The following is a 13,447-nucleotide window of genomic DNA, read 5'->3' on the forward strand; positions in this document are numbered from 1 at the left end:
GGGTTCCTGGAACGCGGCCGTCCGTGCGGGGACCGGCCACGCACATGAACCTACGAGCCGCCGCCGCGTGTCGGCAATGTCGCCTAACCTGCAGATCCAGACATCAGTCCGGACCCAGGTTCCGGGGTGCGGCAGCGGACATGGTTCCGCCGAACGGACGGAGATCCCGTGAGCGTCGTGGAACGACTCGTCGTCATCGTTCTCTTCGAGGGGGTCGACCTGCTCGACGTCACCGGTCCGCCCGAGGTGTTCTCCCTGGTGCGGCGCGAGATGCCGGAGCCGACGGGCTACCGGGTGGTCCTCGCCGCCGAGACGACGGACCCCGTCACCACGTCCGCCGGCGTGCGCCTGCTGCCCGACACCACCTTCGACGAGGTGGCACGAGGCGGCGTCGACACCCTCATCGTGCCCGGTTCCGTCGAGGCGGACGGCCGGCACGGCGTACGCGCCCGCACCGACCCCGCGGTGGTCGACCGGGTGAGGACGCTCGCCGGCCGGGCGCGGAGGGTCGCCTCCGTCTGTGTCGGGGCGCACCTGCTGGCCGCCGCGGGACTCCTCGACGGCAAACGCGCCACCACCCACTGGTCGACCGCCCGGCAACTCGCCGACGAACACCCCGCGGTGCGGGTCGACGCCGATCCGATCTTCATCCGGGAGGGGGACACCTGGACCGGCGCGGGGATCAGCGCCTGCCTCGACCTGTCGCTCGCCCTCGTCGCCGACGACTTCGGCGAGACGGTCGCGCTGCGCGTCGCCCGCCAGCTGGTGATGTACCTGAAACGGCCCAGCGGGCAGAGCCAGTTCAGCGTTCCGCTGGAACCCGTGTCGCGGACGCGGCGCGTGGAGGACCTCCGCCACCACATCCTGCGGCACCTCGGGGAACAGCTCACCGTGGCGGACCTGGCCGAGCACGCCCGTCTCGGCGAGCGGCAGTTGACCCGGGTCTTCAAGGCCGAGCTGGGCATGACGCCGAGCGCGTACGTGGAAGCGGCCCGCGTGGAGGCGGCGCGCGGTCAGCTGGAGTCCACCGACGCCACCCTCGAACGCATCGTGTCGGTGTGCGGGTTCGGGACGACGGACACGCTGGTGCGGGCGTTCCGCCGCCGGCTCGGCACGACGCCCACCGAGTACCGGCGCCGTTTCCGCTCCCCCTTCGGCGAACCGGCGCCGAACGGGGAGATCTCCGGCTGATCGGCCAGGTCAGACGGCTTGTAGCCGAACCGTTGCCGTTCCGTGGGCAGTGGCCCACAGCGACCGCATAGGGTGTGGTGCCGTTCCGGCCGCCGTGGCCGAGGTCCGTGTCCCACCCGGGACCGGTGTGCCGGCCCGGCGGTATCAGCATGTCCGTTCACAGCAGGGGGAGTCGAAACATGCGACCCATACGCCCATCCGTCACCGTTCGCCGGGGAGGGCGCGCCCGGCGCTCGCCGTTCCCCTCGCTGGCCGCCGTCGCACTGGTCTCGACCCTCGCGCTCACCGCCACCGGCTGCAACTCGGACGACACCGACGCGGCCGGCCGGCCCTCCGCCTCCGCGGCCGCCGGTGACTCGGGGGCCAAGGGCGACGGCAGGATCACGATCCCGGACGACATCCGCAAGAAGCTCAAGGAGCACGGGATCGACATCGACAAGTGGAAGAACGGCGCCTGGAAGAACTGGAACAAGGACGACTGGCTGCGCGAGGCGAACGACTTCGTCAACCCGATCATCCAGGGCCTGTGGGACCCGGACCGGATGCGCCGGGCCAACGACCCGGACAAGCGCGTGGACCCCGACGACATCTCCGGTGACCAGGGCGTCACGGACCCGACTCCGGCGCCCGTGCAGGCACAGAAGGTGGCGCCGCCCTACCACACCAACGCGGCGACGGCGGGCAAGGTCTTCTTCGACTCCCCCGAGGGCACGATGGTCTGTTCGGCCACGGTCGTCGAGGACCCGGCCCACCCCGGCAAGTCCGACCTGGTGTGGACGGCGGGGCACTGCGTGCACGCCGGCAAGAAGGGCGGCTGGTACCGCAACATCGCCTTCGTGCCGTCGTACAACGACACGGGCCGCAGCACCGCCCAGCTGCAGGGCGCCACACGGGAGCAGGTCGCCCCGTACGGGGTGTGGTGGGGCGACTGGGCGCAGACCTCCGACCAGTGGATCAAGCAGGGCGGCGCGACCGGCGGGCAGGGCGCGAGCTACGACTTCGCCGTCATCCACGTCACTCCGGAGAAGGGCGGCAACGGCAAGTCGCTGGAGGAGACGGTCGGTTCGGCGCTTCCGGTGAACTTCAACGCGCCGGCCGTACCCAAGGTGCAGAGCATCACCGCGACCGGCTACCCGGCCGCGCCGCCGTACGACGGGCAGTCGCTGTACCAGTGCCAGGACAAGCCGGGACGCCTGTCGGTCGCGGCCCCCGACCCGACGATGTACCGCATCGGCTGCACCATGACCGGCGGTTCCTCCGGCGGCGGCTGGGTCGAGAAGGGCACGGACGGCAAGCCCGCGCTGGTGTCCAACACCTCGATCGGCCCGGTGACGACGGGCTGGCTGGCCGGTCCGCGGCTGGGCACGGTGGCCAGGGGCGTCTACGACTCGGTCAGCAAGAAGTTCGCCGGGCAGTGAGCACGGCCGCAGGCCGGTGACCCGGCCACGGCGGCGGGGCGTCCCACGGAGATCTTCCCCACCCCGCCGCCGTCCGTACCCGTCCCCGCCTGCGGGGTGGGGCAGCACACACACGAACCAACGGGGGTTCCTCACATCATGCGTTCCACACGTACGTCCGCAGTGCCCCGGCGCGCGCGCCGGGGCACTGTCCTCGCCGCCACCGGTCTCGTCGCGGCGCTGACGCTCACCGCCACGGCCTGCGACGGCTCGGGCGACGACGCGAGCGGCAAGCCCGGCACCAGCGGTTCGCAGACCGCGGGCGGCTCCCGGGCCACCGGCAGCGGCGACGGCAGGGCCCACCTCCCGGCCGACCTGGCGAAGAGGCTCGAGGAGCACGGGATCGACGTCGACCGGTGGAAGAACGGCGGCTGGAAGAACTGGGACAAGGACAAGTGGCTCAGCGCCGCCGCGGACTTCGTCAACCCGGTGATCAAGGGGCTATGGAAGCCTGAGCGGATGAAGTCCGCCAAGGAGGCCGGCAAGACGGTGTCCACCCAGGACGCCGCCGCCGGCCAGGGCGTCAGCGACCCGGCGCCGCGGCCCGTCCAGGCCCAGCCCGAGAAGACCCCCTACCACCAGCACGCGGCCCCGGTCGGCAAGGTCTTCTTCGACTCGCCCCGGGGTTCGATGGTCTGCTCCGGCACGGTCGTCAAGGACGTCAACCACCCGGGCAGGTCGAACCTGGTGTGGACGGCGGGGCACTGCGTCCACGCCGGCCAGGGCGGCGGCTGGTACCGCAACATCGCCTTCGTGCCCGCCTACAACGACCTCGGCCGGTCCGCGTCGCAGCTGAGCGACGCCGGTGCGGCCGAGGTCGCCCCGTACGGCGCCTGGTGGGCCGACTGGGCGTCCACCTCGGGCCAGTGGATCAAGGGCGGCTCGGAGACGGGCGGTGCCGGTGCCGCGTACGACTACGCCGTGCTGCACGTGAAGCCGGAGACCGGCGCGAAGTCGCTGGAGGAGACGGTCGGGGCCGCCCTCGACGTGGACTTCTCCGCCCCGCAGGCACAGCAGGTCGCCACGATGGGTGCCTGGGGGTACCCGGCCGCGCCGCCCTACAACGGTCTGACGATGTTCCGCTGCCTGGACCGGCCGGGGCGGCTGTCGCTGAGCCCGTCCCTGCCGACGATGTACCGGATCGGCTGCACCATGACCGGCGGGTCCTCCGGCGGCGGCTGGTTCCGCGTGGTGGACGGGAAGACCGCCCTGGTCTCCAACACCTCCATCGGTCCGTCCGACAACACCTGGCTCGCGGGCCCGCAGCTGGGCGAGGGCGCCGAGGCGCTGTACCAGAACATGAGCCGGACCTACGGCGGCCGGTGACAGCGGCATGACGCGGGCCCGCCCCCCCTTCCGTCGAAGGGGGGCGGGCCCGTGTGCTGCTTGCCCCGGCGGTGGCCGCCGAGCGGATCAGAGCGCGGGAACCGGCGTGTACGGCGTCAGGTCCGCGGCCAGCTCCTCGTGCACCAGTGCCTTGAGCAGGGTGCCCTCCGCGGTGTGCTCCTCGGAGATCACCTCGCCCTCGGTGTGAGCCCGGGCGACCAGCTTGCCGTGCGTGTAGGGCACGAGCGCCTCGATCTCCACGGAGGGCCGCGGCAGCTCGTCGTCGATCATGGCGAGCAGCTCCGCGATGCCGCGGCCGGTGCGCGCCGAGACCGCGATCGCGTGCTTCTCCACCCGCAGCAGCCGCTGCAGCACCAGCGGGTCGGCCGCGTCCGCCTTGTTCACCACGACGATCTCGGGTACGTCGGTGGCGCCGACGTCCCTGATCACCTCGCGCACGGCGGCCAGCTGCTCCTCCGGGTCCGGGTGCGAGCCGTCGACCACGTGCAGGATCAGGTCGGAGTCGCCGACCTCCTCCATGGTGGAGCGGAACGCCTCGACCAGGTGGTGCGGCAGGTGCCGGACGAAGCCGACCGTGTCGGCCAGCGTGTACAGCCGCCCGCTCGGCGTCTCGGCCCGGCGCACGGTCGGGTCCAGGGTCGCGAACAGCGCGTTCTCGACCAGGACGCCGGCGCCGGTGAGGCGGTTGAGCAGGGAGGACTTGCCGGCGTTGGTGTAGCCCGCGATGGCCACGGACGGCACCTTGTTGCGGCGCCGCTCCTGGCGCTTGATCTCACGGCCGGTCTTCATGGCCGCGATCTCCCGGCGCATCTTGGCCATCTTCTCGCGGATCCGCCGCCGGTCCGTCTCGATCTTGGTCTCACCGGGACCGCGGGTGGCGAGACCGCCGCCCTTGCCGCCGCCCATCTGCCGGGACAGCGACTGACCCCAGCCGCGCAGCCGCGGCAGCATGTACTGCATCTGCGCGAGCGCGACCTGCGCCTTGCCCTCGCGGGACTTGGCGTGCTGGGCGAAGATATCCAGGATCAGCGCCGTACGGTCGATGACCTTGACCTTGACGACGTCCTCGAGGTGGATCAGCTGGCCCGGGCTCAGCTCACCGTCGCAGACGACGGTGTCCGCGCCCGTCTCCAGGACGATGTCACGCAGCTCGCCGGCCTTGCCGGAGCCGATGTAGGTGGCCGCGTCCGGCTTGTCGCGGCGCTGGATCACACCGTCGAGGACGAGGGCGCCCGCGGTCTCCGCGAGGGCGGCCAGCTCGGCGAGGGAGTTCTCCGCGTCGTGCACGGTCCCCGAGGTCCAGACGCCGACGAGCACCACGCGCTCCAGACGGAGCTGCCGGTACTCGACCTCGGTGACGTCCTCCAGCTCGGTGGAGAGACCCACGACACGGCGCAGGGCCGCGCGCTCGGAGCGGTCGAACTGGTCGCCGTCCCGCTCTCCGTCGATCTCGTGGCTCCAGGCGACGTCCTCTTCCATCAGGGCATCGGCCCGGAGACCTTCGGGATAGGTGTGCGCGAGACGCTCGGCGGCCTGGGAAGAGGAAGAAGAGGAGGTCATTGGGTCCTTACGTCGTTGGGAATCCGTGGTGCGGCGACGGGCTCGCGGTCCGGGGCGAGGCGCCTCGGCAGCTGTTCCGTCACCTGACACAACGCGCGGGTGCCCCGGGAGATTCCCGGGCGCCGTGCCGTGCCGACCCGACGATCGTCGCACGGCACGGCCCGTCTCGTCACGGCGTTATTCCGGGCTGCCCGGCTGTCCGCCTCGCCGCTTCGTCCGCTCACTGCTCCGGGTGGGCGCCGCGCGCCCACCCGGCCTTCGTCACCGTCCTCGCCGGTGCCGCTTTCGCCCCTGCGGCCGTCTTCGCCGGGTGCGCCGCCTTCGCCGGCGCGGTCCTGGGCGGCGGCGTCTGCTTCCAGTCCGGGTGACCCGGCATGGGCGGCGTCTTCACACCGTAGAGCCAGGCCTTGAAGAAGCCGCCGAGGTCCCGTCCGGCGACGGCCGAGGCCAGGCGTTCGAAGTCCGCCGTGTCCGCCGTCGAGTCCCGGTGCTCGCGCACCCAGGCGCGCTCCAGCCGTTCGAAGGCCGGCCTGCCGATCTCCTGGCGCAGGGCGTAGAGGACGAGAGCCGCGCCGTCGTAGACGTTCGCGCGGAAGATGCCGATCTTCTGGCCTGCCTTCGGCGGCTTGGGCAGCGCGGGCGGCCCTCCGGCCTCACGCCAGCGGTCGGAGGCCCCGTAGGCGGCCTTCATCCGGGCCTCCATGGACTTGTGCGCCTTCTCGTCGGCGTACAGGGCCTCGTACCAGGTCGCGTGTCCCTCGTTGAGCCACAGGTCGGACCAGCTGCGCGGACTGACGCTGTCGCCGAACCACTGGTGGGACAGTTCGTGCACCATCACCGACTCCACGTACCACTGGGGCCAGGCGGGATCGGTGAACAGCTCCTTCTCGAAGAGGGAGAGGGTCTGCGTCTCCAGTTCGAAACCGGTGGTGGCGGACGCCATGAGCAGGCCGTACGTCTCGAACGGGTAGCGTCCGACCTTGCTCTCCATCCAGGCGATCTGGTCGGGGGTCCTGGCCAGCCAGGGTTCGAGCGCCTCGCGGTCCCCGGTGGGGACGACGTCGCGCACGGGCAGGCCGTGCGGGCCGGTGCGGTGCAGGACGGTGGAGCGGCCGATGGAGACCTGCGCCAGTTCGGTGGCCATGGGGTGCCGGGTGCGGTACGTCCACGTGATCTGTCCGCCCCTTCGGGCGGTACCGGCGGGCAGGCCGTTGGCGACGGCCGTGTACCCCTCGGGGACGGTGACGTGGAAGGTGAACCTCGCCTTGTCGGAGGGGTGGTCGTTGCACGGGAACACCAGGTGGGCGACATCGGCCTGGTTGGCCATGGCGAGCCCGTCCGCGGTGCGCACCCAGCCACCGTCGCGGCCCTTCTCGGAGACCGGGTCACTGGTGTGGTGCACCGTGATGCGCGCCCAGCCGTGCCCGGTCAGCGGGACCTGCGGGGTGACGACCAGGTCCTCCCCCGCGGCGGCGAAGCGGGCCGGGAGTCCGTCGACCTCCACGGAGTCGACCTCGCCGTGCGTGAAGTCGAGGTTCAGGCGGTCGAGGTCCTCGGTCGGCCGGACGTCGATGGTGGTGACGGCCCGCAGCGGCTTGCTGTTGTCCCCGGTGTAGGTGAAGGAGAGGTCGTACGACGTCACGTCGTATCCGGGGTTGCCCAGCTGCGGGAAGAGCCGGTCGCCCACACCGAGCGCGGTGGGCGGGGCGCTCGCGGCGAGGAGACAGGCGCAGGCGCCGGACGCGGCGGACGCGAGGAGGGTCGCCTTGAGGGTTCTGAGGCGACGCGGGACACGGGGTCGGAGGGTGCGCGGCATGCACCACGGCTATCAGCGCGCGGCCCCGCTGCGGCGGCGACGCGCGCCCTTCCCACTCGAACGGGGCCGTCGGGAGTGCGTGCGGCCCGCGCCGGCGCGCGGGGCGTTCCGCAGGTGCGCGGAGTGCACAGAGTGCACGCTGGGCGCCCGGCGGAGGCTCGCGCTGAAGTGCGCGGGACGCTCACGCCGGCCAGGGTGCGCCGGGCGCGCCGCCCGCCCCGGGGCGGCGCAGGACGCTCGCGGCGGGCGCGGGACGCTCGCGCCAGGGTGCGCCGCCCGCGCCGCGCCGGGGCTGTCGGGTCCTGGCTCAGTCCCCCGGCGGCTGCGACTGGGCGCGGCTCACGTCGTAGACGCCGGGGACGTTGCGCATCGCCCGCATGAGGGCGGGCAGACGCGCGGCGTCGGGAAGCTGGAGGGTGTACGTGTGGTGGACGCGCTGCTGGGCCGGCGGGGCCACGGTGGCCGAGACGATCTCGACGCCTTCCAGGGCGATGGCCTCGGTCAGATCGGCGAGCAGGTGCGGGCGGCCGAACGATTCGGCGAGCAGGGTCACGCGGCAGGCGGCGGTGTCGCCCCAGCGCACGCCGATCTCCGCGCGCCCCGCGCTCTTCATGCGCGCGACCGTGGCGCATTCCACGCGGTGCACCGTCACCGCGCCCCCGCGCACGGCGAAGGCGGTGATCCGGTCGGGCGGCACGGGCGTACAGCAGCCCGCGAGCCGTACGGGGGCGCGGGGCAGGTCGGCGACGACCACGGTGGCCGTGCCGGGGCGCTCGTCCCGCGCGGGCGGCGCCGCTGCGCCGGCCCCGTCCGCCGTCCGGAGCCCATCGGCCTGTGCGGGGCGGTCGGCTCCGCCGGCCGGGAGCGCGCCCGGTCCGTGCACCCCGGTGAGGCCGTCGAGGCCCCCTGGGGTGTCCGCGGCTCCCGGGGAGGCGTCCTCGCGGGTCCCGGGGGTGCCCTCCGGGGCGTCGGCCGGGACGGGATGGGCGGCGAGCCACCGCTGGATGGCGATGCGGGCGGCGGGGGTGTGGGCGTGCTCCAGCCACTCACGGGAGGGCTCGGACGCGGGGTCCTGGCCCATCAGGAGCTGTACGGTGTCGCCGTCCTGCAGGACGGTGCTCAGCCTGGCCAGACGTCCGTTGACGCGGGCGCCGATGCACGCGTGCGCGTCCTCGCCGTACTGGGCGTAGGCGGCGTCGACACAGCTGGCGCCGGCGGGGAGGCCGAGCGTGCCGCCGTCGGGGCGGAAGACGGTGATCTCGCGGTCCTGGGCCAGGTCCTCGCGCAGTGTGGACCAGAAGGTGTCCGGGTCGGGGGCCGCCTCCTGCCAGTCGAGCAGCCGGGAGAGCCAGCCGGGGCGTGTCGGGTCGACGCGCTCGCCGTCGCCCGCCGGCTGGTCCTCCGCGGGCGGCGCGTAGGGGTTGCCGAGCGCGACGACCCCGGCCTCGGCGGTCTTGTGCATCTGGTGGGTGCGGATGAGGACCTCGACGACCTGGCCGTCCGTGGCCGCCCGCTCGGTTCCGTCCGGGCGGGACGGCGGGAGGGCGACGGCGGTGTGCAGCGACTGGTACAGGTTGAACTTGGGTACGGCGATGAAGTCCTTGAACTCGGCGACGACCGGTGTCATACAGGTGTGCAGTTCACCGAGGACGGCGTAGCAGTCGGCGTCCTCGTTCACCAGGACGAGCAGCCGGCCGAAGTCGCAGCCGCGCAGCCGGCCGCGTTTGCGGGCCACGCGGTGCAGGGAGACGAAGTGCCGTGGCCTGACCAGGACTTCCGCGGTGATGCCGGCCTCGCGCAGCACGCCCCGGACCTGCTCGGCCACCTCGGTGAGCGGGTCGTGCGGGCGGCTCGCGTTCTCCGCGATCAGTTCGCGGGTGTGCGCGTACTCCTCGGGGTGGAGGATGGCGAAGACCAGGTCCTCGAGTTCCGTCTTGAGCGCCTGCACACCGAGCCGTTCGGCGAGCGGGATGAGCACGTCCCTGGTCACCTTGGCGATGCGGGCCTGTTTCTCGGGGCGCATGACGCCGAGGGTGCGCATGTTGTGCAGCCGGTCGGCGAGTTTGATCGACATCACGCGGACGTCGTTGCCGGTGGCGACGAGCATCTTGCGGAAGGTCTCGGGTTCGGCTGCGGCGCCGTAGTCGACCTTCTCCAGTTTGGTGACGCCGTCGACGAGGTAGCGGACCTCCGCGCCGAACTGGTCGCCGACCTGGTCGAGCGTCACGTCGGTGTCCTCGACCGTGTCGTGCAGCAGGGAGGCCGTCAACGTGGTGGTCTCGGCGCCGAGTTCGGCGAGGATGAGGGTGACGGCGAGCGGGTGTGTGATGTAGGGCTCGCCGCTCTTGCGCATCTGGCCGCGGTGCGAGGACTCGGCCAGCAGGTAGGCGTGGCGCAGGGGTTCGAGGTCGGCGTCGGGGAAGTGGGCGCGGTGCGCCTCGGCGACGTGCCCGATGGCGTCCGGGAGGCGGTCGCGGGCGGTGGGGCCGAGCAGGGCGGCCCGGCCCAGTCGGCGCAGGTCGATCCGCGGGCGGGCCCGCCTCCGGGGCGCCGACGGCGCCACCGGGCCCGGGGCCGCAGGGTTTGTGGCATCCGCACTCATGGGCACCTCCGGCTGCGTGGACCGGCGGACGGGATGCCCCAGGGCGTACGCGGCTCAGGGGTTGGCGTCGGATCCCCCGTCCGGGCCGGTGCTTGATGCTATCGAGCCCAGGACCCTCAGCCGACCGCCTCTCGGAGAGCGTGAAACGGATCACCCATTCGAGCGATGGCTCGGGAGGTTTACGGTTTTCGGTCAGATGACAAGGGGGCACCCGTGGATTTCCCCCGGGGCCCGCCCCCGCCGCCTGGGTCCTGCCCGGCGAGGCGGGCTCCGGCCCTGCGATCTCCGGCCGGGTCCCGGGTCAGCCGACCGCTGTTTCCAGCCATTCCGTGTCGATCTCGCCCTCGGCCACGAGCACGGCGGGGCCGGTCATCTCGATCTCGCCGTCCGGCCGCTCGGTGATGACCAGGGTGCCGCCGGGCACGTCGACGCGGTACGTCACCGGCGTGCCCGCGGCGGCGGGGTCGGCGCCGTCACGGCGGGCGGCGGCCACGGCGACGGCGCACGCGCCGGTGCCGCAGGAGCGGGTCTCGCCGGAACCGCGTTCGTGCACGCGCATCGCGACGTGGCGGGGGCCGCGGTCGACGACGAACTCGACGTTGACCCCGTCGGGGTAGGCGGCGGCCGGGCGGAACGGGGGCGGGGAGAGCAGGTCCCCGGCGTCCGCGAGGTCGTCGACGAAGGCGACCGCGTGCGGGTTGCCCATGTTGACGTTGCGCGCGGGCCACTCGCGCTCGCCGACGCGCACGGTGACGTCGCCCTCGGGGAGCCGGGCCCTGCCCATGCCCACCGTGATGTCACCGTCCTTGGCGATGTGCACCGTCTTCAGGCCCCCGCGGGTGGCGAGGGTGAGGTCGCCCTCCGTCGCGTGCCCGGCGTGCTGGAGGTAGCGCGCGAACACGCGTACGCCGTTGCCGCACATCTCCGCGACGGAACCGTCGCCGTTGCGGTAGTCCATGAACCACTCCGCCTCGGCCGCCATCTCCCGGGCCTCCGGGTGCGCGGCGGCACGCACGACGTGCAGCACGCCGTCGCCGCCGATGCCCGCGCGGCGGTCGCAGAGGGCGGCGACGGCGGCCGGGGACAGCTCCACGGCGTTCTCCGGGTCGGGGATGATCACGAAGTCGTTCTCCGTGCCGTGTCCCTTGAGGAAGGCGATACGGGTGCTCATGCCTCGATCGTACGGGGTGGGTACGACAACCCCGTGAGCACGGCCGCCCGCCGGGCCTTCTCACCGGCAGGGGGCGCAAAGGCCGCCGGAGGAGGCGCTGGACCGGCTGAGGAGGCCCTTGGAGGAGCGGCGGCCGCTGGGGCGGGGCCGGGGGACGACGGCCGGTGCGTGGGGCGCGGTGGGTGCGCAGGGTGCTCAGCGCAGGCCCGCGACGCGCCACACCGCCAGGGTGACGACCACGGCGACCATCAGGACGTACACGCCGATCATGCGCCAGTCGGGCCGCCGGCCGGTGTCGCGCGGCGGCAGCCCCGGCCAGGTGTACCCGACGCGGCGGGCGGCCATCGTGCCCCAGCCTGCCGCGCAGAGGCAGATCAGCAGCCCCAGCATGGCGATCATCGCGCCGCTGTCGCCGTCGAAGGCCAGCGGGAAGGCGAACATCAGCGAACCGACGGCCGCCAGGCCCACGATGGGCGCGAGCTGCCAGATGCGCAGCCGCCGCTGCGGGCGCAGCTCGACCTCGACCTCGGGTCCGGCGAACATCTCCTCGGGCTCCGGACCGTCGTCCGTGACACCGCCCTGCGTCTCGTCCGGGCCGTCGGGGCTCAGCGAGTCCTCGTCCTGGTCGTCACCGGCGCGTTCCACGGTGATGCGCTCGGGGCCTCGCGCGGTGAGGCGCTCGGTGTCCGGAGCGGTGATGCGCTCCGTGCTCTGTGCGGTGTCGCGAGGGCCGGCCTCCATCGCCACGCGCCCTCCCAACCAGGACTCATCTGTCGATCGAAACTTGATGATGGCACGGCGCCGGAGGCCTGGATGACGGCCTGGGCTTCCCGATGCCATCACGTGATCAGGCTGTAACCGGTCGTTCCACCAACGCCATGGCCAGGTGCGGAAGTTCCCGGAGATCGGCGGCGGCCCCGCTCAGCCAGTGCACGCGCGGGTCGCGCCGGAACCAGGAGTCCTGGCGGCGCGCGAAGCGTTTGGTGGCGCGCACGGTCTCCGCGCGCGCTTCCTCCAGCGTGCACTCCCCCGCGAGCGCCGCGAGGACCTGCTGGTACCCGAGTGCGCGGGAGGCCGTGCGCCCCGCGCGCAGGCCCTGCGCCTCCAGCGCGCGGACCTCCTCCACGAGCCCTGCGTCCCACATGCGGTCGACCCGGCGTGTGATGCGCTCGTCCAGCTCGGGCCGCGCCACGTCCACGCCGATCTGCACGGTGTCGTAGACCGAGTCGTGCCCGGGGAGGTTGGCCGTGAAGGGCCGGCCGGTGATCTCGATGACCTCCAGCGCGCGCACGATACGGCGTCCGTTGCCGGGCAGGATCGCGCGTGCGGCCTCCGGGTCGGCGGCGGCGAGCCGCGCGTGCAGGGCGCCCGGGCCGCGCAGCGTCAGCTCCTCCTCCAGCCGGGCCCGCACCTCGGGATCGGTCCCGGGGAACTGCAGGTTGTCGATGGCTCCTCGGACGTACAGCCCGGAGCCGCCGACCAGGACCGGCCAGCGCCCTTCGGCGAGCAGGGCGTCGATGTGTTCCCGGGCGAGCCGCTGGTACTCGGCGACCGAGGCGGTGACGCTCACGTCCCAGACGTCCAGGAGGTGGTGCGGTACGCCGCCGCGCTCCTCGGGCGTCAGCTTGGCGGTGCCGATGTCCATCCCTCGGTAGAGCTGCATGGAGTCGGCGTTGACGACCTCGCCGCCCAGGCGCTGGGCCAGGAACACGCCGAGATCGGACTTTCCGGCCGCGGTGGGGCCGACGACGGCGATGACGCGGGGGGCGGGGGGTGCGCTGCTCACCGCACCAGTCTCGCAAACCTTCGGCGGGCTCCTCGAACGAGTTACGTGACGGCACGCGAACGGGGTCGTTGCCCGTTGCGAGGTTCCCGCGGCCGGATCCCGGCGGGCGGTGGTCCGGGCATCACGCACGGACGCACCGGGCTACGCGGGATGCCGCCCGCACGAGTAACGTATGGAGTTGATATGGGCGTTTTTGCAAGGATTTTCCGGAGGTCGAAGGCGGCTGAGGAGGTGCCGGGCGCCGAGGAGCCGGCCGGCGCGGTGGCGAGTGGCGCGGCGGCGGCCGGGTCCGAGGCGGACGGCGGTGCCGCGACCGAGGGCGCCGGGGGCGGTACGGCGGACGTGGTGAAGGCCGCACGGACGCCCGACGACGGCGGCGACACCGCGGGCACGGAGGAGGACAGCGCCGCCGGGAGCGCCGTCGCCGAGGGCGTGGACATCCCCAAGCAGCAGTCCGCCGACGAGGCGGCAGGGCACGGAGCCGGAGAGGGCGCCCGCAGGTAGCTCTCCCGCCAGG

General features: G+C 73.1%; 10 protein-coding genes. 4 read left to right on the forward strand and 6 right to left on the reverse strand.

Annotated features, from left to right (window positions below; genetic code table 11):
* The first annotated feature begins 168 nt into the window (after positions 1-168).
* From ABZ719_RS24100 to ABZ719_RS24110, 3 genes are all read left to right on the forward strand, one after another.
* Positions 169-1,191: a DJ-1/PfpI family protein gene (locus tag ABZ719_RS24100; protein WP_366727253.1), complete on the forward strand. Its 1,023-nt coding sequence runs from the start codon at positions 169-171 to the stop codon at positions 1,189-1,191.
* Between the two features lie 179 nt (positions 1,192-1,370).
* A complete protein-coding gene (locus ABZ719_RS24105; RefSeq protein ID WP_366727254.1) occupies positions 1,371-2,609 on the forward strand; it encodes a hypothetical protein in 1,239 nt (412 codons plus the stop codon).
* Positions 2,610-2,747: 138 nt separating this feature from the next.
* Positions 2,748-3,974 carry a hypothetical protein gene (locus tag ABZ719_RS24110; RefSeq protein ID WP_366727255.1) on the forward strand — a complete coding sequence of 409 codons (1,227 nt, stop codon included), beginning with the start codon at positions 2,748-2,750 and terminating at the stop codon, positions 3,972-3,974.
* An 87-nt stretch (positions 3,975-4,061) separates the two neighbouring features.
* Here the strand turns inward: ABZ719_RS24110 and hflX are convergent, their stop codons facing one another.
* The 6 genes from hflX to miaA form a co-directional block, all read right to left on the reverse strand.
* Positions 4,062-5,555, reverse strand: coding sequence for a GTPase HflX (hflX, locus tag ABZ719_RS24115; RefSeq protein WP_366727256.1), 1,494 nt, complete (start codon positions 5,553-5,555; stop codon positions 4,062-4,064).
* A gap of 220 nt (positions 5,556-5,775) precedes the next feature.
* Positions 5,776-7,371: a M1 family metallopeptidase gene (locus ABZ719_RS24120; protein ID WP_366727257.1), complete on the reverse strand. Its 1,596-nt coding sequence runs from the start codon at positions 7,369-7,371 to the stop codon at positions 5,776-5,778.
* Between the two features lie 307 nt (positions 7,372-7,678).
* On the reverse strand, positions 7,679-9,973 hold the full coding sequence (locus tag ABZ719_RS24125; protein WP_366727258.1) for an HD domain-containing protein: 2,295 nt from the start codon (positions 9,971-9,973) through the stop codon (positions 7,679-7,681).
* Between the two features lie 301 nt (positions 9,974-10,274).
* Entirely contained in the window at positions 10,275-11,144 is an 870-nt protein-coding gene (gene dapF, locus ABZ719_RS24130) for a diaminopimelate epimerase (protein WP_366727259.1), read from the reverse strand.
* 195 nt (positions 11,145-11,339) lie between these two features.
* The gene (locus ABZ719_RS24135; RefSeq protein ID WP_366727292.1) at positions 11,340-11,885 is read right to left on the reverse strand and encodes a hypothetical protein; all 546 of its coding nucleotides are present in this window, start codon (positions 11,883-11,885) and stop codon (positions 11,340-11,342) included.
* Between the two features lie 106 nt (positions 11,886-11,991).
* The gene (gene miaA, locus ABZ719_RS24140) at positions 11,992-12,930 is read right to left on the reverse strand and encodes a tRNA (adenosine(37)-N6)-dimethylallyltransferase MiaA (protein ID WP_366727260.1); all 939 of its coding nucleotides are present in this window, start codon (positions 12,928-12,930) and stop codon (positions 11,992-11,994) included.
* 231 nt (positions 12,931-13,161) lie between these two features.
* On the opposite strand from miaA, the gene ABZ719_RS24145 reads away from it, so the two are divergent.
* On the forward strand, positions 13,162-13,434 hold the full coding sequence (locus tag ABZ719_RS24145) for a hypothetical protein (RefSeq protein ID WP_366727261.1): 273 nt from the start codon (positions 13,162-13,164) through the stop codon (positions 13,432-13,434).
* Positions 13,435-13,447 lie beyond the last annotated feature (13 nt).

Source organism: Streptomyces sp. NPDC006743, from assembly GCF_040703815.1.
GTDB lineage: Bacteria > Actinomycetota > Actinomycetes > Streptomycetales > Streptomycetaceae > Streptomyces.

Bases quoted from the DNA above. Each gene is read 5' to 3' on its own strand.
- ABZ719_RS24135 (WP_366727292.1), bottom strand. From the start codon at position 11,885: ATGGAGGCCGGCCCTCGCGACACCGCACAGAGCACGGAGCGCATCACC.
- ABZ719_RS24110 (WP_366727255.1), top strand. From the start codon at position 2,748: ATGCGTTCCACACGTACGTCCGCAGTGCCCCGGCGCGCGCGCCGGGGC.
- ABZ719_RS24120 (WP_366727257.1), bottom strand. From the start codon at position 7,371: ATGCCGCGCACCCTCCGACCCCGTGTCCCGCGTCGCCTCAGAACCCTC.
- ABZ719_RS24105 (WP_366727254.1), top strand. From the start codon at position 1,371: ATGCGACCCATACGCCCATCCGTCACCGTTCGCCGGGGAGGGCGCGCC.
- ABZ719_RS24125 (WP_366727258.1), bottom strand. From the start codon at position 9,973: ATGAGTGCGGATGCCACAAACCCTGCGGCCCCGGGCCCGGTGGCGCCG.
- hflX (WP_366727256.1), bottom strand. From the start codon at position 5,555: ATGACCTCCTCTTCTTCCTCTTCCCAGGCCGCCGAGCGTCTCGCGCAC.
- dapF (WP_366727259.1), bottom strand. From the start codon at position 11,144: ATGAGCACCCGTATCGCCTTCCTCAAGGGACACGGCACGGAGAACGAC.